Origin of the sequence: Duncaniella sp. B8 (assembly GCF_005304985.1) — a bacterium.
In the GTDB taxonomy this organism is placed as follows: domain Bacteria; phylum Bacteroidota; class Bacteroidia; order Bacteroidales; family Muribaculaceae; genus Duncaniella; species Duncaniella muris.
On sequence record NZ_CP040121.1, the window covers coordinates 1,511,252 to 1,533,302 of the forward strand.

A 22,051-nucleotide genomic window follows, 5' to 3' on the forward strand; every position below is an offset into this window, starting at 1 on the left:
CTGTATTTCTGGCAGAGCCATTCCGGAGCCGGGGTCCGGAAAGGATATGAAAAGCCGCGTGAGGGCCTGACATCAGGGTCTTGTCCGCACGCGGCTCTATGATTGACTTCAATCGGATACAGAGCCCTTTAGTTAGGCCATTTCCATTCGATATCCTTGACTTTCAGTGTAGTTTCCCACTGCTGACCATCAAGGAAGCTGAAGCCGGCATTGGCGATATCAGGCACTTCCATCTTGTAGATCATGCCCTTGCCGGTGGCGTCATTATAGGTGGCCAAGAAGTACTCCTTGATCGAGCACTTTGACGAATAATCGGATTCAAGATAGGTGATGTCTCCGTCAAACTCATGGCTGATGCATGTGCCGCGGGTGTAGTCATACTGATAGAGGCGGTTGCCAACCGAGTAGAGCAAGACCAGACGGTTTGAGGAGAACATGTAGTGCGATGCCTTGTCTATGTCGACAGCCACAGCCTTATCCACGGCATAGAGCGGTGACTTTGTCGGATAGTAGCGGCGTGTCAGGTAGCTGTAATGGCCTGAGAAATACATAACGTAGTAGTTGTCTGCATCGTTGTCTTTGGCGAGAATATAGACAGGATTATCACCGTTGTAAAGATTCAGGCCGTTTTCACCATAAACCATAGTCCTGTTGTCTTGTCCGATTTCAAGATTCCATGTACCGCCGGGATAGTAATCGGTAATCTTCTCCATATATGTGGAATAAGCGCCCAGCATTCGTGCAAAGCACTGATTGTCGGTGTCATACACCAGCGCATTAAGCAGATTTGAATTGTTAAACGGGATGGTAGGCTGGATAAACGCCTTCGGATAGGGCTTGAAATAGTTATTTGACACGGCGCTGTAACGGTTGATGGCACCTCCATAGCCTCCAGAACTTACGTTACAGAACACTACGGCATCATCAAGTATCAGACCTCTGTAAGTTCTGGCACGGTTCTGCGTGGTTCCGTTGATAGCGTTTTTGGTGCCCTGACGAGGAAAGACATCGCGCACCTGCATCGGAGTCTGATGCGGAATTTCAAGCTCGACCAAGCCGGATTCATTGAATTCATCAATATATGATAGGGTCTCGCCAAATGTAAGTCTGTGGGCATAGTGGTCGGAAAGCAGCCAAAGGAACTGGTCATCTTCATTGGCCGAACCATAACCGCTGAAAACCATCTCTCTGGCACCGACAAGTCCTATCGGGTCCGTGATTACGCTTTCGGCATATGCTGTGTCGCGCTCCTGAGGCATGCAGAGCATGTCAAGACGCACTTGGCCAGTCTCCATATCGTCACCGAGCACAAGGAAACCGCGAAGGAAAGGTGAACCGACATTCAAGGTGGTTCTCTGCTGCTTTTCAAGCCCTGTCGTACGGTCTTTGACGGTGAAATAGAGCGAATAGACTCCGGGCGCTATATCAGCATGCCAGTCAAGATCCTTCTCGTTACTGATCACCACATGTGAAGCATGGGTGTTTATGCAGAAATGCCACTGATATTCGTAGTTGCTCAGATCCGTTCCGGCAAGCGAGCCGGAAAGCACCGGACTGATTTTCACATTGTCCATATAGGCAAGGGGTGCATATGATTCCTCTATGCCCTCGATCTCGATGACGTTGAGATGCTTATAGTTGTAATTGCCCTCGTCTTCTACACAGGCCGTCATCAGTCCGAGCGCCAGAAGGGGAAATATATATTTCTTCATTAATCCGATTTTTCTTTGATTCTACAATGTTTAGATCTCAGTCATATTGTCAGGCATTGTGCCGCTTGCCCATGAACAGCCTAAAACCCACATCATGGATCCGTCTTCGTCAATGACCCAGTGCTCGCGTCCCTTTTTGTATTGCTCAAGCAGATATTTCGAAACATAGTTGGCTATTCGCACAGAGCGGGTAGTCTTCATGACACTATTGGGATCTTTATCAAAATCTGAGACAGTCCATCCGAAGATTTCTTCAGAAATTTCCAGAATAAGCTTGTATTTTGTCTCTGAATATATACCGAACTTGTCATCGTTCCAGCCCTGGGGTTTGCGGAGATTACAATTTATAAAAATGTTGTGGATGGCGGGGTCAGCGTTTGTGCTCATAGGCTGAGTTTCCGTATTTTCATCGCGCAGAGGCATGTTCCCAATACCATTCGAACCAAAAGGCAGAGAGAAGTGCTCGCCGGGTATCAGCCGGAGCTGCAGCTGGATTGTTCCTTCCTCAGATCTGGGTGTGCGGTGTGTCATAAGTGATATATGGGTGCTGTTCTGACCTGCAAGAATAACGGCCTCATTAGAAGCAAGTTCATAATCTTCACCTGCCACAGCCGTTGTGCTGTCAGCCACAACTTCGATTCCGAACGGGCGGTCATAGTCGCGGATATGTCCGGCCACCTCTATCTTGATTCTCAACAGGGAATCTCTCTCGTCCATCACTCCGAAAGGTATGTAAGAGTAATTCTTGTGAGCCTGTCTCAGGGAGTCGTAATACGATACTCCATACTGCTGGTCAAAGAAAATGGCATCGACACCGTCATAAAACGCTATTTCATGCTCCTTACAGCTATAGGCGAGCGGAAGGGACACCAGGGCGCATATAAGATATATGATTTTTTTCATGATTTGTTCTGACTGTTTTTTACTTATTGGTTTCAGTTGCACGTTCGTCAAGCTCTTCCTGTGGGATAGGAACAACATAGTTTGTCTTGATCATTGAAGTAGTACCGTCTGCGCTGGTACCGGAGATTATCTGTTCTTCGCCACGGCGCTTGTAGAAGAAGAAGAGCTGTCCTTCTCCAATCACCTCGCGGGCCATCTCGTAGGTCAGAAGCTTGGCTAAATCTGTACTATTTTCATCTGCTTCCTCACACAGACGGTGGTGACGGATGGTGTTAATCAGACGGAATGCCTCTGAGCGGTCATTAGTACACTCGGCTGCAATCAGATAGACCTCGCTCAGACGCATGAGCGGCATCATGTAGCGATAGGTTTCACTTCCGTCAAGTACAGCGTCTTTTGTAAAGGATTCATATTTTGTCAGAGCCAGGGTGCTTTTGGCTTCTTCTCCATTTGACTCGGCTTCTTCAATTTCCGACTGGAGCGGCTCGACGAGTTTCCACATTTTCACACGGAGGTCATTGTCATCGTCATAGAACGTGCCGACCTTTGATTCATCTCCGGTAAGAGAGTTGCCGAAGAATGTCAGACGGCTTGAAAGAGCGCGAAGAGCAGAGCTGAAATATAAGCTTTGAATTTCAGAACGCTTGGTGTTGTAAAGCGAGAAGATAACTTCGGTCGAGAATAGGCAGTCCGGCTTTCCGGCTGCTTCTACCTGCTCTTTTGTAGCCCAGGGGAAAATCACAAGCTTGTCTGTTGTGACCTTGTCAAGAATTTCTTCAGTGGCGATACGGTAGGCTGTGGCCTTGTCACCCATCCAGAGATATGCGCGGGCCTGCAGAAGTTTGACAGCATAGTAGTTCATGCGCAACTGACGGAAAGAATAGTCATAGGCATAGACACCGTTGTCTTCTGTAACTTCGTTGCGCACACCGTCAGTGATGACCGGGTCATACTGACTCAGGAGTGTCTCGGCCTCGGCAAGATCTGCCAGAATCTTTTCCATGACTTCATTGGCAGGAAGCAAGGGCTGGATTTCACGCGATGATGAATTCTGATAAGGGATAGTCCGCATGGTCGGGTTTTCGGTGTAGATCGGACCGAACAGACGCAGAAGATCAAAGTGGAAGAAGGCACGAAGGGCCAGTGATTCTCCTCGGATTATGCCCAGCTGCGACTCAGTCAGCGGATTAGAGCCAGCGGTGTGCTCGATAACCACGTTGAGATTGGCGAGCAGCGTGTACATGTTGGCCCATATTGTGGCAAATGTTTTTTCAAGTTCCACATCGCTGTAGGCATATGTGGCATAGAGCTTCAGCGAGTGGTTTTTGTTTTCGGTCACATTGTAATATTGGGCCATCACGTCAATCGGGCCAGTCATGAGATTGCGTGAATAGACATCGTTCATGCTGAGATAGACACCGTTGAGAGCCGTCATATAACCACGGTAATCGGAAAACAGGGTGTTCTCCATGACCTTGTCTTCCATCTTCACTTCAAGCCAGTCGGCACATGAGGTGACGCTGACGGCAAGAAGCGAGGCGGCGAGTATTGATTTTACTTTATTTATAGTTTTCATAATAATGTCTGCTTTTTCAAGGGTTTAGAAGCTCAGGCCGAGCGAGATCGAGAATGAGCGCTGGAATGGATAGCTGAGGCCTCGTTCCTGCTTGATATTCGAGAGGCGGAATATGTCGTTCATATAAGCGCGGATGTCAAGTGACGATGCCCCGATAGTGCGGAGGAAAGGCATTGTTGTGGTGCGATAGCCAAAATTTATAGACGCGCAGCTGAGAGTGTGCTCTGTAGCCACGAAACGGCTGCTCTTATAGGTGGTCGATGTATCGTCGATTCGCTTGTATTTTGCGATATCGCCGGGCTTTTTCCAGCGGTCTGTCAGAGCGCGGAGGTCCTGGTTGTATCTGAGAGCCGATTTGGAAATGTTCTCTACTTTCTCCATCAGAGTGCTCAGGAAGATTTCAGCTCCGGAGCGGAAGGAGAATGTGGTTCCGAACGAGAATCCCTTATAGAGGAACGAGGTGCTGAGCGCGCCCGTGAAATCGGGGTTCGTATCTCCGTAAAGAACTTCGTCTTCAGAATTCCATTCGTAAGTATAGGTGCCGTCCTTGCGGATGAAAATTTCGTTACCGGTAGCAGGGTCGATGCCGGCCGAACGGACAATGTAGAGTCCGGATATGCTCGCACCGTCATACATGCGTTCGAGGCTCGAACTTCCTCGTCCTGATTCATTATACTGGTCAAGCTGGTTGCCGATCTTGTAATACTTGGTTGTATTGTGGTTGATGTTACCGTTGAAATACCAGTTGAGGTCAGGAGTACGGAATACATAGAAGGTGGCGTTAAGGCTTATCGAGCGGTTATCTGTGCCACCGATATTCATCGGAGCGGACGATGCACCGGTCGAGTGCGGCAGAGAGATGCGCACCAGTAGCGGATCGGTGATACGAGCCTGGTAAGAGGTGCTGAGCATAAGTTTCTGCTGGAACATATTAGCGCTGAGACCCACGTTATAGGTATTGGTCTTCTGCCATTTCAGACCGTTGTTGCCCCACTGGCTTACAAGTGCTGCCAGGCCGAAGGGGTTGGTGTAGTCATTAAAGTAATCATAGATACTTGACGCGAGCTTGGCATCATAGTTCTGGTTGCCAGGATTACCGTAAGAGGCATTGAGTTTCAGGTAGGAGATATATTTGTTGGGCTTGAACCATTTTTCGTTGTGTACGTTCCAGCCCACACCGATTGACCAGGTGTTGGTGAAGGGATCGTCGATACCGAACTGAGAGGCACCGCTGCGCGAGAGGTTGATGTCCATGAGGTAGCGCATGTCCCAGGCGTAGTTAAGGTTGGCGTAATAGCTGACGTTGCGGCTGTGGGTGTCAGTCGAACTTGGCCTGCCGCCTTCGGGATAGCCTACGGAGAAGTTCGGGTTGGAGAACTGGTCGTTGAGATAACCCTGCACACCATAAGAATGGCCTTTGGTATGGTTGTCGGATATCTGCATACCGGCCACCACGTTCAGGGTGTTGACGCCCCAGTATCCGCCGTAGGTGGCATTGAGGCGGCCGCTATAACGAGTGTTTGTCTGGTTGGTGTTGTTATACGAACCGCGCTTTCTGGGTTCCAGTCCGTCCTGAGAAGTTTCATTGGGCGAAACGTATGTCTCGTTGGTTGTCTTCGAAGTCGAATACTGGAGGTTACCGCGCAGACGCAGCTGACGGGTGGCGCGCCATTCAAACTGGAAGTTGTCAGTGATCGACATTATGTCACCCTTGCGATAGCTTCCCTGACGGAAATCCCAGAGCGGGTTCCAGATAGTCTCCCCACCTACGCTGGTGTCTTTATAGACGTATTTCGGAACCTGCCCGTCTTCTGTATATTTTTCATAGAAGGGGTTCATCTTCGCAAAAGCTGAGAATGCCACTGTTTCCTGGCTTGAGCCTGTATGCGAGATGGTGGTCTGGTTGGTGAAGTTGAAGTTGTCTACACGGTAGGAAAGAGTGATGTTGCCGTTGATCACATCGCGGTCTGAATTCTTCATGACACCCTGAGTCTTGTTGTAGGCCAGACCGGCTCCATAGCGGAATGCCTGGTCACCACCTTCTATATATACGTTATGGCTCTGGGTGTAGGCGGTACGCAGAGGCTCGTTCATCCAGTAGGTGTCATAGCCTTCCTTGACGAGGCGCAGGCGTTCAAGGTAGAGCTCGCGCTGTGGCTCAGCGATAGGAATGCCGTTTTCGTCAAGTCCGACAGTCGGGCCGCTAATTGGGGTATAGTTGTAAACACCTGAGAGACGTTCGAACTCAAGCTTCTGGGCTGCGTTCATGAGGTTGTAGTCGCTAAGGTCGGCCCATGCCACCTGAATAGATCCGTTATAAGTCAGACGCAGGCGGCCGGCGGTCGGCTTCTTGGTTTCGACCACAATCACACCGTTGGCGGCCTTCGAGCCGTAGATGGCTGTAGCGGAGGCATCCTTAAGTACAGATATGCTTTCCACACGGTCCATGTTGAGGTCACTGATTGTCTGAAGAGTTGTTTCGAAACCGTCAAGAATAAATAGAGGCTGGTTGGGGTCAGCTTCATATTCCTGGCTCAGAGCCTGGACATTCATCTTACCGTTGATCGAAATGTCAGCCAGAGCATTGGGGTCTGAGCCGAAATCGACATTCTCGGCAAGAACCACAGAGGGGTCGAGAAGAGCAAGGCTCTTCAGCACTCCCTGGGGAGCTATCTGCTTGAGATCTTCTGAGTTAAAAGTAGAGACCGTACCGGTAAAGCTTTCGATATTACGGGTATAGATACCGTTCACCACAACTTCCTGCATTGTTGCGGCATCTGTTTCAAGTCTCACTGTGACGGATTTGCCAGCCTGAACGCGCACTTCCTGCGGCTTCATGCCGATATAAGTGACGCGGAGTGTACAGGTGGTCTTATCCTTAAGACCGATGGTAAATTCGCCATCAGCATTTGTGGCGGCACCACTGCCCTTTTTGCCTACGACCATTACAGTCACGCCTGGGAGCGGCTCGTCTTCATCGTCGATCACGACGCCTCGGAAGTAGTTAAGTTTTTCACCTGCATCCGGCTTCCTTCCCTGAGCCACTGAGGTTTCCACCCCAAACAACAGGAAAACAAGACACAGAGCAAGAAGCTTGACTCCGTTAATTCTCATACTTTCGATAAGGTTAAATTTACTTGATTGGTTTATTTTTCATGTGTAGGTATGCCCAATAGGACAAACAGCGACATTGCAAATATAGGTAATGAATTTAGATTAAACAAACTTTTGCTTAAAAAAAGCTACCAAATCATACTAAATCTGAATGTCCAGAAGATCTTTATCGACAAAATGACAGCGGTTAACACTCTTTTAACACAAAAGGGTTAAAATTAACATTATCTCAACCATTCCGGCAAGCACAAAGACACCTGGGCTGGTCCGGAATTCGCCGGCTCTCTCCCTGCCGGCATATTAAAGAAATTTTTCATCAATTTATAGCCAAGGGTCGAAATCTTTTCCGTATATTTGCAAAGGATAAACTTCCAACAGCCAATTTTTATCATTCAATTCTATAAATTTCCAAAAATCAATTTCTTATGTCAAAGGTTACAGTTGTAGGCGCCGGTAATGTGGGCGCTACTTGTGCTGACGTGCTCGTAAAGCAGGGCATTGCTGACGAAGTGGTTCTTCTCGACATCAAAGAAGGTGTTGCTGAAGGAAAGGCTATGGACATCATGCAGACCGCCAACATTCTCAACATCAACACCCGCCTGGTAGGTGTCACCAACGATTATGAAATGACTGCCGGTTCTGATGTTGTTGTCATCACCTCCGGTATTCCCCGCAAGCCCGGCATGACCCGCGAAGAACTCATCGGCGTAAACGCAGGCATTGTGAAGTCTGTTACCGATCAGCTCCTCAAGCACTCTCCCAACGCTATCATTGTCTGCATCTCGAACCCGATGGACACCATGACCTACCTCATCCACAAGGTGAGCGGTCTGCCCAAAAACCGCATCATCGGCATGGGCGGTGCTCTTGACAGTGCACGCTTCAAATATTATCTCTCTCTCGGCCTCAACGCCAATCCCAACGAAATCGAAGGCATCGTGATCGGCGGCCACGGCGACACCACAATGATCCCCCTCGTGCGCTATGCCGCTTACCGCGGTGTTCCCGCCACCAACTACCTCCCCGCAGAGCAGCTCGCCAAGATCGCTGCCGACACTATGGTGGGCGGTGCCACTCTCACCAAGCTCCTCGGAACATCTGCATGGTATGCTCCCGGTGCGGCTGGAGCACAGGTTGTCAAGGCCGTTCTCCACAACGAAAAGAAACTCATCAGCTGCTCAGCCCTTCTCGATGGCGAATACGGTGAAAAAGACCTCTGCATCGGTGTTCCATGTATCCTCGGCAAGGACGGCATCGAAAAGATCGTTGAATTCGATCTCAATGATGAAGAAAAAGACCTCTTCCACAAAAGTGCGGAAGCTGTCCACAAGACAAACGCCGCTCTCGCCGGTGCTCTCTGATAGATTTTCCGGATGGTCTGTGGCCGCTTGAGGCCGCATGACCGGTTCAGAATAAACCGACAGCCCGCACTTCTCTGCCCGCAGGAGCCTCAGCTCTCTGCCGAGCCGCTGAAGTGCGGGCTTTTTATAAACAATTCAAAACAAATGCCACCAGGGCAACCAATCAAACTCTATTGACTATGACATTCAGGCGCCTCACTCTCTCCGTCTCTCTCTGCCTTTGCCTCTGCCTTGCAGCCTGCGGGAACAGAGAAAAGTCTTCAGCTTCTCAGTCCGAAGCGACCACCACTGCAGCACCTGCCAAGGATGCTCCGCTTACCGCTATCACTCCCCACGAAACCCTCCCTACCATCATCGACTTCAACGCCGTCTGGTGTGGTCCATGCCAGCGCTTCACACCTATTTTTGAAGAAGTAGCCAAGGAATATCATGGCAAAGCCATATTCATGTCAGTCGATGTCGACAAATCGTCCGAACTCGCCCGCATGTTTGAGGTCAGCTCCATCCCTCAGCTGACCATACTGATGCCTGACGGCACGGTCAAATCGGCTGTCGGGTTCATGGAGAAAAGCCAGTTTATAGACTTCATCACCCCTTACCTGCCGAAATAACAGGAGTTGTCCCATAGCCGGGTAGCTACGCCTGACGCACGCATGCCCGGAGCCTGACCCGGCAACCTCCATACATATATTATTATAATTCCGGCCCACAGACGCAGACCATTTTCTGCGACCTGCGGACCGGAATAATGTTTTGCAGCCAACTGTTCTGTCTGAACTCCCTACAGATCAATCTGCTTATATGCTACACGCTGACGACGCCAGGTGTAGACGCAATGTACCTTCCCGTCACGCTCCTGGATGATGGCCGGATAGGAATACTGGCTGACCGGCGAATTTTCAAGCATCAGTTCATGACGCCATGTCTCACCATCGTCACTAACAGCTATGCACAGCGGAGTCCGTCGGCACCGGGTGCTATTCCGGCAAGATGCTCGAAACACCACGGCAGCAGATCGCCGAGCAGCATCACATGATTGCCGCTGTTCATCGACGGCGCGGCCTTGTCGCCGTTCCAGAGTTCCCAGATGGTAGTCGCCCCGTTTTTAGTCATATATCCCCATGACGGATAGCTTTTATTGGTGGCTATCAGATAAGCCACATCGGCAAACCCGTTGTCAGACAATCCCCTCAGCAGCCATGAGATACCTATCACGCCACATGGCACATGGCCATTGTTGCGGGTGATGACATTTGCCACTACCTGCCTGGCCACTTCACCGCGCAGAGAGTCAGGCACGATGCCGAATGCCATAGGGAGCAGATTGGCGGTAGCAGTGTTGTTGCCATAGTAGACGCTGTCAGGGTAAAGCGGATGGCCGGGCACCGGCGATGTTCCGCGGTGGCATGTCAGGAAGCGGGCGTTAAAGGCATCCACAGACTTTAAACACAGTGCATCCCACTCGGCGGCATCTGCTTCACGCCCCTGGTGAAGGGCAAAATCTTTCGCTCAGATTTTAACTATTGTTATGAAACGCCCTCTTACTGAAAATCCGCGAGATTTTCACACCGCCAGTCAGCAAACAACCATTCTCAGCATGAGAGCACGGAAGGTAACCTGCTTCCGGCTATCCCCCCACCCCACATTCTAATCGCCGAGGAGTTCTTCAAGATAATCATAAAAATCCTCTCCCTCGCCACTGAAAGAGCGCAGAACCACTCCGTCAGGATCAATGACAACCTTGGTAGGATAGGCTTTCACATTATATGCGGCTTCGACAGTGCGGTCATCGCTGATCACCTGTGTCCAGAGCATACGGTTCTTTTTCAAGGCGCTTCGCCAGCCTTCTTCCGTGTCAGAGCAGGCTATGCTGACTATATTGAGACGGTCGGCATAGCGTTCATGACACTTTTTCATTCTCGGAATACCTCGGATGCACCATATGCACCACGATCCCCAGAAGTCAATCACGGTATATTTCCCTATCAGCGAATCTGACGGGAAAGTGCCACCCTCCGGCTTGCGCAGTCTGAACGGCGGCATCTGCCGTCCCTGCGCAAGCAGTGCCGCAGGACGGTTTTTGGCAGCCATCCTCTGAAGTGACATCAGTTGCATCACCTTAAGATCCTGCGCGATCTTGCACCCGAACCGGCCGCCACGGACTTCCGGCTCCAGGTTCTCAATTGCCGCTATGCCCCATCTGTCATCCAGTTGCACAAGACTGTAGGCCGCCTCGCTTTCCGGATGCGACATGACATAAGCCTCGCGCACAGCCCGGTAACGGTCATTGATCTGCTGTTCGGATTTCTGGCGCCCGCGCAAGAGCGCCACTCTGTCACCCCCGGAGGCAAGCCCGTCATTATATTCCATGACGGCAGCCGCGAGCTCCTCCTGAAAAGGACGCACAAATTCCCTGACCTTGGCCAGATCTTCGTAATATTCACTCCCGCCCACTTTCACTTTATAAAGCTCCTGCTCACGGCGAAGATCTCCCCTTAAAACAAGAGTCTCGTCAGGCACAAGAAATATTGAAAATCCTTTGTTGTCCTTCTCTGGCACAGACTTAAGCCTTATCCGGGCAAGCCAGGCATTTTTCAGAGATGCCGAAAACTCAAAATAACCATCCCTGACCGGCACGCGCTTACGCACCATCTTCCTGTCAGGTTCAAAAGAGATGTATTCGATCAGCAACACATCCTTGTCCACTCCATCCAACCGTCCGGACATGACAAAATTATCCTTTCCCCACCCCCTGACAGCTGTCAGCAGCAGAGCGGCGACCACAATTATAATGCGGACCATGCGTCCGGCAGTCAGTGTAAAAACTTTATCCATCGTCAGTCGGTCTTCTGTTAGCTTTCTGCAAAAATAATTATTTCCTGCATCCGGGCCAAATCCCAACGGCCATGCCGATAAGTAACTCTGAAAAATTAATTAGATCATCCATAGGAGCTACTTATGTCCATTATATCGCTTAATTTTGAAGAGTTACTTATAACGGATTGTTTAATACCAAGCTATAAAAAACAGTCACGGCCTGCCGGAACCGGCGGGCCGTGACCTTATCAAGTCATTGCTTTCGCGTGAAAGCAAGAGTTATGGTTTTTAGAGCTGGGGGCCAGCAGCAACGAGAGCCTTGCCTGCTTCGTGGCCTTCGAACTTCTTGAAGTTGTTGATGAACATTTCAGCGAGTTTGTCAGCCTTCTTGGTCCATTCTGCGGGATCGGTGTAGGTGTCGCGCGGATCAAGGATCTTGGGATCAACACCGGGGAGTTCGGTAGGAATGGTGAAGTCGAAGATGGGGAGCTGCTTGGTGGGAGCCTTGAGGATAGAACCGTCGAGGATAGCGTCGATGATACCACGGGTGTCGCGGATAGAGATACGCTTGCCAGTACCGTTCCAGCCGGTGTTCACGAGATATGCCTTTGCGCCGCTCTGTTCCATACGCTTAACGAGTTCTTCAGCGTATTTGGTGGGGTGGAGCGAAAGGAAGGCTGCGCCGAAGCATGCAGAGAAAGTGGGAGTAGGCTCAGTGATGCCACGTTCTGTACCGGCGAGCTTGCTGGTGAAGCCTGAGAGGAAGTAGTACTTGGTCTGTTCCGGAGTCAGGATAGAAACGGGAGGAAGCACACCGAATGCGTCAGCCGACAGGAAGATGACGTTCTTTGCGGCAGGACCGCGAGAAGGAACGATGATGTTCTTGATGTGGTTGATGGGGTAGCTTACGCGGGTGTTCTCGGTAACGCTCTTGTCAGTGAAGTCGATCTTGCCGTTAGCGTCAACAGTAACGTTTTCGAGAAGAGCGTCGCGAGTGATAGCGTTGTAGATATCGGGTTCGCTTTCTTTGTCGAGGTTGATGACCTTGGCGTAGCAGCCGCCTTCGTAGTTGAAGACACCGTTGTCGTCCCAGCCGTGTTCGTCGTCACCGATGAGCAGACGCTTCGGATCGGTTGAAAGGGTGGTCTTGCCTGTGCCTGAGAGGCCGAAGAAGATAGCGGTGTTTTCGCCCTGCTTGTCGGTGTTGGCCGAGCAGTGCATTGAAGCGATGCCGCGGAGAGGGTTGTAGTAGTTCATGAGTGAGAACATACCCTTCTTCATCTCGCCGCCATACCAGGTGTTGATGATGAGCTGCATGCGTTCGGTGAGGTTGAAGGCAACGCAGGTTTCAGAGTTGATTCCGAGTTCTTTCCAGTTCTCAACCTTAGCCTTTGAAGCGTTGAGAACAACGAAGTCGGGCTTGAAGTTCTTGAGTTCTTCTTCGGTGGGACGGATGAACATGTTGGTCACGAAGTGAGCCTGCCATGCCACTTCCATTACGAAGCGTACAGAAAGACGAGTGTCGGGGTTGGTTCCGCAGAATGCGTCTACAACATAGAGAGGCTTGTCTGAAAGTTCCTTGTCGGCGATTGCCTTGAGGGCTTTCCAGGCTTCGGGAGTGATGGGCTTGTTGTCATTCTTATACTCTTCAGAAGTCCACCAGATAGAGTTTGCGCTGGTTTCGTCCTTCACGAAGAATTTGTCCTTGGGCGAACGGCCGGTGTAGATACCTGTCATCACGTTGACAGCACCGAGTTCAGTTTCCTGACCTTTTTCGTAGCCGGTGAGCTCAGGGTTGGTTTCGTCGATGAAAAGCTGATCGTAGCTGGGGTTGTGGATCACCTTCGCACCGGTGATGCCATACTGGGATAAATCAATTGTACTCATTGTCGTTAAAGTAGAGTGTTTGATATGAAATTGATAATTATTGTTCCTAAAATTGATAATCTTTTAACCTTGAGGAAGGTCCTTTTTATCCGCTTGCAAAGTTACTTACTTTTTTCGGTATAGAGCCGGCAAATTAAAGAAATTTTTCTCTATTAATAATTTTTAATTAAATTGCTGCTTTCAAGGTCTGACAGATAGTCGTTACGCTCTTGCACGCTGTCCATAAGACACAACCTGCGACACCTATGATTGGTTCAGTTATGCACTGGCCCACAAAGCCTTTTTGTTGTTTTTTAACAATTCGCAACCCCTTCTTTTTCCACGGCTCCCTCCTTACCGCTGAGCATACCGCATGCAGCCTCGATGTCCTCGCCGCGCGATGTGCGGATGGTGGCGGTCACGCCGAGCTCATTGAGACGGTCACGGAAACGCTCCATTGTTTCCGTGTCTGCCGTGACATGGTCGAAACCCGGAATAGCATGGAAGCGGATCAGGTTGACACGGCAGTCCACCCCTTTGAGCAGACGCGCCAGCGCATCAGCATGGCGAAGATCGTCGTTCACCCCCCGCCACATTATATATTCGGCCGAAAGCCTGCGCTGATGGGCAAAGTCGTAATTCTTCATCACACCCATCACTCCCGCCACCGGGAAAGCCTTCTCAACCGGCATCAGATCTTCGCGTTCCTGCTTGAACGGCGAGTGGACACTGATGGCCACATGCACCTTGGTCTCGTCAAGCAGCCGGCGCAGACCGTCAAGCTTTCCGATGCTCGACACTGTGATGCGCTTCGGACTCCAGGCCAATCCCCAAGGCGCGGTAAGCACCTCCACCGCTTTCAGAACCTCTTCTATATTGTCCATAGGCTCCCCCATCCCCATGAACACTATGTTTGTAAGCGTCCGGCTCTCCGGAATAGCCATCACCTGATTGATGATGCCTGCCGCCGTGAGATTGCCGTGAAAACCCTGGCGCCCCGTCATGCAGAAGCGGCAGCCCATACGACACCCGGCCTGCGATGACACACACAGAGTGGCTCTCTCGCGGTCGGGAATATAGACTGCCTCAACATCGCGCCCACCGGCACCCCCGTCAAGAAAATCAAAGCCCTCCCCGCGTGTAGCGAAAAGATACTTCACTGTACCGTCGGTCGACCGAGCCTCGGCTATCGGTGCCTGCAGCCCCACACAATAATGCTCTTCAAGCCACTCACGCGAAGCCTTAGGCAGTTCGGTCATCTCGGAAACAGACTGCGAGCGGTTCACATAAAGCCTCCGCGCAATCTGCTTTGCGGCAAAACGGCGGAGTCCGGCCTCAGCGGCCACAGATTCAAGTTCACCAAGAGTCATGCCGATCAACGGCTTGCGGACCATATTCTGCTTTTCCATAAATTCAGAGCATATAAGCAACTCTTTCGAGTTAAAAATTAAACGATAAAAACGTGTTTCCTTCTTGAAAAAACGAGCCGCCTCATCCGGGAAGCGTCATGGAGTTGCGCTCAGACACACCTTTCCGAGCATTCGAAGCAAGCAGAGACAGCCATTTCAAGGTTGCTTAAGAAGCATTTCGATGCAAAATTACAAAAAAATCCGCCAAAATTTTGCTAAACTCAAAAATACTCCCTATCTTTGCTCCCGCAAAAGTGAAAGGGGTATTAGCTCATCTGGCTAGAGCGCGACACTGGCAGTGTCGAGGTGAGCGGTTCGAGTCCGCTATACTCCACCAAAGCGAATCGAGAATATCGGTTCGCTTTTTTGTTATATCATTATAAATGATTATATTTGACTTTGAATTGAAGGAGCATAGCGAGCTATGTGACTGAAATTAAGAGCCATAGCCGCTTAAAACTTTCGGAGGCGATTGTATTGTCTTTTTGGAAATAGGATATTCCATTTGTAAAAAATTTTATGTTACCTGAGCCTTGGTGTCTCTTTTGCTAAATTGTTGAAGCTCGTCAGTCGCATAGCTCGCTATGCTTCTTCCTCCCTTCCAACAATTTATCTAAAAGATACACCACTCAGATTTTAACTCTTGTTATGAAACACCCTCTAAAAAATCAAATAGCGTCAATTTTGCAAAATTGACGCTATTTGATGCTATCCGGTTAAAATGTTCTTGCCCCTGCAGATGGAGAGACTGGCTGTGATCAGATGCTGATGCAGGCGCGAGAATTCTGCATCAGAAGCAGCTGCTGCCGTCGAAGCAGTGGGTGCAGAGCTGACACTTGGGCAATCCGATGGATTTGACAAGGGTTTCGATCGGGTTGAATTTCAGTGATGTCAGTCCGAAACGGTCGCGGATGATGGAGACCATCTTCTCATATTCCGGAGAGCCGGTAGTGGCATATTTGTCAAGATTTGCGTCAGGATCTCCTTCGAGTTCCTGGATCACGCGGCGTGTGATCAGCTCAAGGTCACTCTTTGACGCCGAGAAGCCTACGAAAGGACAGCTGTAGACCAGCGGCGGGCAGGCGATTCGGATGTGTACTTCTTTCGCTCCGTAGTCATAGAGGATCTTGACGTTGTCGCGCAGCTGAGTACCGCGCACAATTGAATCATCGCAAAGCAACACCCGCTTGCCTTCGAGCATGGCACGGTTGGGGATGAGTTTCATTTTGGCTACAAGATCGCGCAGTTCCTGACGGCTGGGGGTGAAACTGCGGGGCCAGGTGGGAGTATATTTGGATATTGCGCGTTTGTAGGGCACTCCCTTTCCGTCAGCATAACCGAGAGCCATTCCGACACCGGAATCGGGGATTCCGCATGCGCAGTCAACCTCAGAGTCATCGGTCTGTCCCATTTCATAGCCCGACTGATAGCGCATGTCTTCGACGTTGCGGCCCTCGTAGCTTGATGTCGGGAAGCCATAGTAGACCCACAGGAAAGAGCATATCTGCATGCGCTCGTTGGGCTTGCGCATCTGCTCAACACCGTCGGCGGTCAGGCGCACGATCTCACCGGGACCGAGATAGCGGTCAATCTCGAAGTCGAGATTCGGAAAACTGCTCGACTCGCTGGTAGCGGCAAATGCGCCATCTTTACGGCCGATGACGATCGGAGTGCGGCCCCACTTGTCGCGGGCAGCGATGATGGCTCCGTCATCAGTCAGGAGAAGCATCGAGCATGAGCCCTTGATCTTGTTGAAAACGTTTTCAATACCTTCGGTAAAGTTCCTGCCCTGAATGATAAGCAGGGCTATCAGCTCGGTCTGGTTCGTATTGCCGGAGCTGAGTTCGCCGAAATGCATGTTGCCTTCAAGCATTTCTTTTTCAAGTTCCTTGATATTGGCGATCTTGGCGACTGTCACTATCGCAAACTTGCCGAGATGTGAATTGATCACTATCGGCTGCGGGTCGGTATCGCTTATGACCCCGATGCCTGCGTTGCCACGGAATTTTCCGAGATCAGATTCGAACTTGGTCCGGAAATAGGTATTTTCCAGATTGTGAATTGACCGGCAGAACTGCCCGTCGGCAGCATCGAAAGTAGCCATACCGGCACGGCGTGTACCCAGATGCGAATTATAGTCCGTACCGTAGAAAAGATCGGTCACGCAGCTTTGTCTGCCTACCGTTCCAAAGAAACCACTCATGGTGTTACAGAGTTTGGCTAAAAATTAAGAACTGTGATAATTATTCTAGCGCAAAGGTACGCATTTTTTCTCAGAGAAACATTATATTTGCATAGTTCAAATCCGGATTCTCATTCCGGCTATGTCAAAGATATTTCACAAACATCTCATGGTATCTCCCCTGTGAGTCATCTCTGGCCGGATATGCCTTTTACCACATGGCTGATCTCAAATTATACGACATCATTGACCTGGAACCGCTGCGCCGTTACATACTGACCAACGGCGAACGCCGCAGCTACCGCCGGCGGCAACACTTCTGCACCCTCAGCCGGCCAGCGCAGGAAATAGGTCTGGTAATTTCCGGCGGATTCGCATTCTCGCGCCCTGACTACAAAGGAGACCGCCAGATACTCTCGCTTGCTTTCACAGATGAAATAATCGGAGCCTACATAACTCCTGATTTTTCACGCCGCTCAGGCTTTGACATCACCGCCATGTGCGATTCTGAAGCAGCGGTGGTCAGCCTTGATGCCATGACTGACTATATCGACCGCGAGCTTCCGGGCTTCCGCCTGCAGTTCACCACAGCCATAGCCACGAGTTTCATGCTGCGCGGCATAGCCTACCGCTGCGAATCTCCCGAATCGCGCTACCTTGAACTGCTCAGACGCCTGCCTCATATCAACGGACAGATGTCAAATACCGCCATCGCATCCTATCTCGGGATAGCCCGCGAGACATTTGTGAGAATGCGCTCCAGACTGAATGACCAAATAAGAGATTCTGACCAAAACGGTGACACAGATCAGAGTTTCTGATCAATTATTCTTCTGCAGGTGTGATTTAAGTCACACTTTTTTTACTTTCTGATGGCTAACTTTGCAGTAGACATCTTCCAGACTTTCTGCAAATAACCAATCAGAGACTCTCCGCTATGCTGAAAAAACTGCTTCCCATCGCCTTACTGCTGACATGCCACACCTTTGCGACACATGCAGCCAAACCCGACGAGAATGTGGTCATTACCTCCGGCATCGAGGAATACCGCTTCGTGCAGGGCAAAAACGGACCTGAGATAAAACACTCCACAACCCTGGAATATCAGGCCACACGACGCTCCGAGCGCATCAGGCCTCACATATTCCACAGCAACATCATCTCCCTCGACAAAGCTTCCGGAGGAAAAGCGCAATACCGCAACGCCAACTCTCCGACCGTATTTCATGATGACAGCAAAGTCTGCTATTTCGACATTCTGCTGGACCGCAAGGACCGCAAGGCCAAAGTGCAGTTCCGGCGCACATTCGCTGACGGCGCCCACTTCACCGGAGTGTTTCCCTCCGAGGAATATCCGGTGCGCTCGAAGCAGATCGTTTTCCATATACCTGCATCGCTGCCTGCCATAGAACTCGTCGACCGTCACTTCCCGGCATCAGGAATCACACGCGATGACCGGACCGCACCGGACGGATCACGGACAATCACCTATAACGTCAGCTCTCTCCCCGAAATACCTGATGACACACACCAGCCCTCCGCCCTGTCTGCACTGCCCCACATAATGGTCAGAGGCTACTTCCCTGACTGCGACTCGCTCTACCGCTACCACCGCCCCATGCTCGATGTCGACACCGTGATAGCCGGAGCCAGCGCGACAGTAGCCGGTCTGACAGACGGAGCCAAAGACCGCCTAGAAGCCATAGGCCGGATCTACCGCCATGTGCAGCAAAACATCCGCTATGTGGCATTCGAAGCCGGAGAGGCCGCCTATCGGCCGGACACCCCCGCCGAAGTGATGCGCAAGCGCTACGGCGACTGCAAAGGCATGTCGCTGCTGCTCGCCACCCTTCTCAACCGCGCAGGCATCGAGGCCCGCATAGCCGCCGTGGGCACCGATGTCATACCCTTCCGTATAGCCGAAGCGCCCTCGCTTGCAGCCACAAACCACATGATCTGCATTGTCCCCGACGGCGATTCATGGCTCTTCCTCGACCCGACCCACGAACAGATCTCGGCCCGCCACATCCCGGAATGGATTCGCGGCAAAGACGCCATGATGTTTACTTCTGAGGGCTACCGCATGATAGAAATCCCCTCGACATCACCCGTAGCATCTGCCGATATACTGAATTACAACTACAGGCTGACCCCCGACGGGCTCTCAGGCATAGCCTACAGACACTACTCCGAGGACATGGCCGAACACTTCATCAAGAGCTATGCCGAAGTCCCCGGACAGCACCTCAACGAACTGCTTGCCAAAGCCCTTGTCCCCACACAGAGAGCAGCAGTGCCGGCAGACAGCATCACATATAAAAAGGATACTCCGGGCGAAATCACCTTCTGGGCACCGATACTCAACACTGCGGCGCTCACAGAGGCCGACAACACAATCTATATCGACATGAACACCTCCGGCGATCCTCTGACATCACGCATCGACACCGACGAGCGCCGCAGCGACTACCAGTTTCCCATGACAGGACTGATCAAAAGGCGCACCACAGTCATGATCCCTGAGAATGTCGATGTCACACTCCCCGACAACTACCGCCACGAAGGTCCAATTGCCGACTTCAGCTGCATTTTCAGCCGCGAAGGGCAGAAAATAAACATGACCAAGACCCTCCTGCTGCACACCGCCCGCCTCCCGCTTCAGGAGATCCCGGACTGGAACAAGGCTGTCAGCACCTGGAACGAAGCCTGCAACCAGCAGATCGAGATAAGACTCAGAAACTGATCACCACTGACCGACATATATCATCACATTGCCAATCCGAACCGATATGAAAAAAGTAATTCTCACCACAGTCGCTCTGATAAGCGCCCTACTCTCCTACGCAGACAGCAAGGAGGATTACCGCCGGTTTACCGACACGATCCGCGCGGAAGTCTATGCAATGAAACTCCCGGCTTTCAACGTAAAGGAAATACCTGACAAATACCGCAACGAATCGGCCGTAATCAAAGCCATCTATGAAGATGTCGATGCCAAGAAGAAGACCGGCTTCGGCCGAATGAGCGGCACTCTGCGCTTCTCACGCAAAGCCCAGGTGCAGGGGTCGCATCTGACACGCATGCTCATACACGTAAATGACAAAGCCGCCCTTGAAAAGTATTCGGAATTCGATTTCAGCACCGACAAGAAGACTCGAAACTGGGACGGATACGCGAAAAACCGCCGCGCTATGGGCGTGCGCCTCATCAAGCCCGACGGCCGCACCGTTGACATCGACACCTCTGAATTCATCGAGGTGGAAGAGGGAAAGAAAGGAGAAAAAAAGAGCCGAAAACTCGCCATCCCCGGACTTGAGACCGGCGATGACATCGACGTGTTCTTCTACACCGAATCGAAACTCCAGAACGTCCACCCCGATCCGATGGTCTTCACCCTTCGCGATGAAGCTCCGATCATGAACTATCAGATCCACTGTGTGGTCGATGACAATCTCACCACACAATACCGCACCCTCAACGGAGCTCCTGATTTCACCGTCAGCCGCGACGAAGACAAGAACTATGTGCTCGACCTCGAAATGACCGACATCCCCAAGGAACCCCGCCTGTGGTACAACTCCGACCAGCAGTCGCCTATGGTCAAAATCCACATATTCAACCGCCGTAACAGCGATGACTTCACTCCGAGAAGCGCCCGCAAAGACGGACTTCACGCCAACCCTGACGCCACACTCATCCAGGAAGACGTCTGGGATGCCAGAAGCTGGTGGATGCAACCGGGATCTGTCAGCGGCTCCATGCCCCAGGAATATATCCGCGACGGCAAGAAGATCGGCAAGACCTTGCAGAAACTCATGAAAGATGGGAAAATTACGGCGCAGCAGGCCGCTGACTACACCTACAATATATTATGTTATATCTACATCGCCAAACGTGGCGCACTCAACAATTTATCATTCTCAAAGCAGTTCAATTACGACCTTTGCTCCTTCAAAATCCCGCAAGACCCCGGAATCTCTACCCGTGATTCCTATGAACCGCTTGACCAGCTCATCAATCTTAACCACACCTTGGTTTTTGCCAGAGTCAGCGGAGATCAGCCTCGCTACTACTTCCCGCCCGTAGGTGGCATTCTGGCGCCATCTGACCTGCCGCCGTCGCTCCAGGGCCGCAAGGTGCTGATGTGGCGAAAATACAAAGAACGCAAAAAGAAACCGACCACGGATGCCGACTACATAACTCTGCCTATGACAAGCGCGGCCGACAACCGCAACGTCACCTCCGTCGAAGCAACAATTGACGGCACCACACTCAGCATCAGGCGTGAGGAAGCATACACCGGAGCCACTAAATCCGGCGGCTTCAGAGTGCTCAGCGAAGAAGATATCAACGAGGGCTATAAAGCCTGGCTGAACCGCTACGGTCTGACCGTGGACATCAAAGAAAACAAAAAAGAGGCCGCCGACCGCCAGGAGCGCTATGCCGACGGACGCAACGAGCAAAAAAACGATTTCAAGGAGGAAATCAAAGCATATCACGGAACTGACGCCTCGGAATTCTCATCCGGAAGCGTCACCTCAATCGGCATCGACCCCTCAGATCCGGAACTCAGATACAACATCAGCTATACTATGGACAACCTCGTGAAGCGCGCAGGCAAAAACCTGATCCTCTCAGCCGGAAAACTTATGAGCGGACAGATCGAAGCCCTGCCGTCGGATCGCGGGCGCACAGACGACGTCTATCTCCGCACTCCGCGCGAATACGTCACCCGCATCAGCCTGAAACTTCCTGCCGGCTATAGCGTCAACGCCCGTTCACTCGCAGCTCTTGACACTTCGGTCAGCAACGAGACCGGAAGTTTCACGGTCAGCGCTTCAGCACCTTCGGCCGATCTCGTCAACATCGAGATCACCAAGCGTTACAATGCGCATCTCCTCTCTGCCTCTGACTGGAGCGACCTGCTCAAAGTCCTGGACGCCGCCAACACATGGCAAGGCTCCACTCTGATTCTCGATAAGAAGTAAGGTGCCGGTCACCCGCCGCTTCTTCGGGCATCCAAAGCTCCTCTGACGGTCCTCTGCCCCGCCACAACGCTCTTCAAGCGCGCTCCGGGTCAGAGGGCCGTTGCTTTTACCCAGACAAAACGC

Annotated in this window: 14 protein-coding genes, 1 tRNA gene and 1 pseudogene; 6 read left to right on the top strand and 10 right to left on the bottom strand. The window is 51.3% G+C overall.

What is annotated here, in order from left to right; all coding sequences use genetic code 11:
- Window positions 1-128: 128 nt before the first annotated feature.
- The 4 genes from FDZ78_RS06640 to FDZ78_RS06655 are packed head-to-tail and all read right to left on the bottom strand — an operon-like array spanning window position 129 to window position 7,305.
- Complete coding sequence (locus tag FDZ78_RS06640; protein WP_136408269.1) at window positions 129-1,712, bottom strand: PKD-like family lipoprotein; 1,584 nt, start codon at window positions 1,710-1,712, stop codon at window positions 129-131.
- A gap of 30 nt (window positions 1,713-1,742) precedes the next feature.
- The gene (locus FDZ78_RS06645; RefSeq protein WP_160630470.1) at window positions 1,743-2,615 is read right to left on the bottom strand and encodes a DUF4843 domain-containing protein; all 873 of its coding nucleotides are present in this window, start codon (window positions 2,613-2,615) and stop codon (window positions 1,743-1,745) included.
- Window positions 2,616-2,634: 19 nt separating this feature from the next.
- Window positions 2,635-4,191: a RagB/SusD family nutrient uptake outer membrane protein gene (locus FDZ78_RS06650; protein ID WP_107032068.1), complete on the bottom strand. Its 1,557-nt coding sequence runs from the start codon at window positions 4,189-4,191 to the stop codon at window positions 2,635-2,637.
- Window positions 4,192-4,215: 24 nt separating this feature from the next.
- Window positions 4,216-7,305 (bottom strand): SusC/RagA family TonB-linked outer membrane protein, encoded by a 3,090-nt coding sequence (locus FDZ78_RS06655; protein WP_136408271.1) that lies wholly within the window; start codon window positions 7,303-7,305, stop codon window positions 4,216-4,218.
- Window positions 7,306-7,730: 425 nt separating this feature from the next.
- On the opposite strand from FDZ78_RS06655, the gene FDZ78_RS06660 reads away from it, so the two are divergent.
- Window positions 7,731-8,666, top strand: coding sequence for a malate dehydrogenase (locus tag FDZ78_RS06660; protein WP_107032066.1), 936 nt, complete (start codon window positions 7,731-7,733; stop codon window positions 8,664-8,666).
- A gap of 179 nt (window positions 8,667-8,845) precedes the next feature.
- Complete coding sequence (locus FDZ78_RS06665) at window positions 8,846-9,277, top strand: co-chaperone YbbN (RefSeq protein WP_123398443.1); 432 nt, start codon at window positions 8,846-8,848, stop codon at window positions 9,275-9,277.
- A 170-nt stretch (window positions 9,278-9,447) separates the two neighbouring features.
- Here FDZ78_RS06665 and FDZ78_RS06670 read toward each other — a convergent pair whose 3' ends face one another.
- The 5 genes and pseudogenes from FDZ78_RS06670 to rlmN all read right to left on the bottom strand — a co-directional run bounded on the left by FDZ78_RS06670 (window position 9,448) and on the right by rlmN (window position 14,743).
- Window positions 9,448-9,672 (bottom strand): exo-alpha-sialidase, encoded by a 225-nt coding sequence (locus FDZ78_RS06670; protein ID WP_136408272.1) that lies wholly within the window; start codon window positions 9,670-9,672, stop codon window positions 9,448-9,450.
- Window positions 9,645-10,166, bottom strand: a pseudogene (locus FDZ78_RS06675) (alpha-rhamnosidase); the annotation flags it as partial. The pseudogene FDZ78_RS06675 and the gene FDZ78_RS06670, both read right to left, overlap by 28 nt.
- A 147-nt stretch (window positions 10,167-10,313) precedes the next feature.
- The gene (locus tag FDZ78_RS06680; protein ID WP_123398441.1) at window positions 10,314-11,501 is read right to left on the bottom strand and encodes a TlpA disulfide reductase family protein; all 1,188 of its coding nucleotides are present in this window, start codon (window positions 11,499-11,501) and stop codon (window positions 10,314-10,316) included.
- A gap of 270 nt (window positions 11,502-11,771) precedes the next feature.
- Complete coding sequence (gene pckA, locus FDZ78_RS06685) at window positions 11,772-13,370, bottom strand: phosphoenolpyruvate carboxykinase (ATP) (protein WP_107032062.1); 1,599 nt, start codon at window positions 13,368-13,370, stop codon at window positions 11,772-11,774.
- 293 nt (window positions 13,371-13,663) lie between these two features.
- A complete protein-coding gene (gene rlmN / locus FDZ78_RS06690) occupies window positions 13,664-14,743 on the bottom strand; it encodes a 23S rRNA (adenine(2503)-C(2))-methyltransferase RlmN (RefSeq protein ID WP_107032097.1) in 1,080 nt (359 codons plus the stop codon).
- Between the two features lie 275 nt (window positions 14,744-15,018).
- Between rlmN and FDZ78_RS06695 the strand changes: the two genes are divergently transcribed.
- A tRNA-Ala gene (locus FDZ78_RS06695) sits at window positions 15,019-15,095 on the top strand.
- A gap of 453 nt (window positions 15,096-15,548) precedes the next feature.
- On the opposite strand, the gene FDZ78_RS06700 is transcribed toward FDZ78_RS06695, so the two are convergent.
- Window positions 15,549-16,961 carry an amidophosphoribosyltransferase gene (locus tag FDZ78_RS06700; RefSeq protein ID WP_136408273.1) on the bottom strand — a complete coding sequence of 471 codons (1,413 nt, stop codon included), beginning with the start codon at window positions 16,959-16,961 and terminating at the stop codon, window positions 15,549-15,551.
- Window positions 16,962-17,158: 197 nt separating this feature from the next.
- Between FDZ78_RS06700 and FDZ78_RS06705 the strand changes: the two genes are divergently transcribed.
- The 3 genes from FDZ78_RS06705 to FDZ78_RS06715 all read left to right on the top strand — a co-directional run bounded on the left by FDZ78_RS06705 (window position 17,159) and on the right by FDZ78_RS06715 (window position 21,928).
- Window positions 17,159-17,761 carry a Crp/Fnr family transcriptional regulator gene (locus tag FDZ78_RS06705; RefSeq protein WP_123398756.1) on the top strand — a complete coding sequence of 201 codons (603 nt, stop codon included), beginning with the start codon at window positions 17,159-17,161 and terminating at the stop codon, window positions 17,759-17,761.
- A 116-nt stretch (window positions 17,762-17,877) separates the two neighbouring features.
- Window positions 17,878-19,683 carry a transglutaminase family protein gene (locus FDZ78_RS06710; RefSeq protein WP_123398755.1) on the top strand — a complete coding sequence of 602 codons (1,806 nt, stop codon included), beginning with the start codon at window positions 17,878-17,880 and terminating at the stop codon, window positions 19,681-19,683.
- A gap of 46 nt (window positions 19,684-19,729) precedes the next feature.
- Entirely contained in the window at window positions 19,730-21,928 is a 2,199-nt protein-coding gene (locus tag FDZ78_RS06715) for a DUF3857 domain-containing protein (RefSeq protein ID WP_136408274.1), read from the top strand.
- Window positions 21,929-22,051 lie beyond the last annotated feature (123 nt).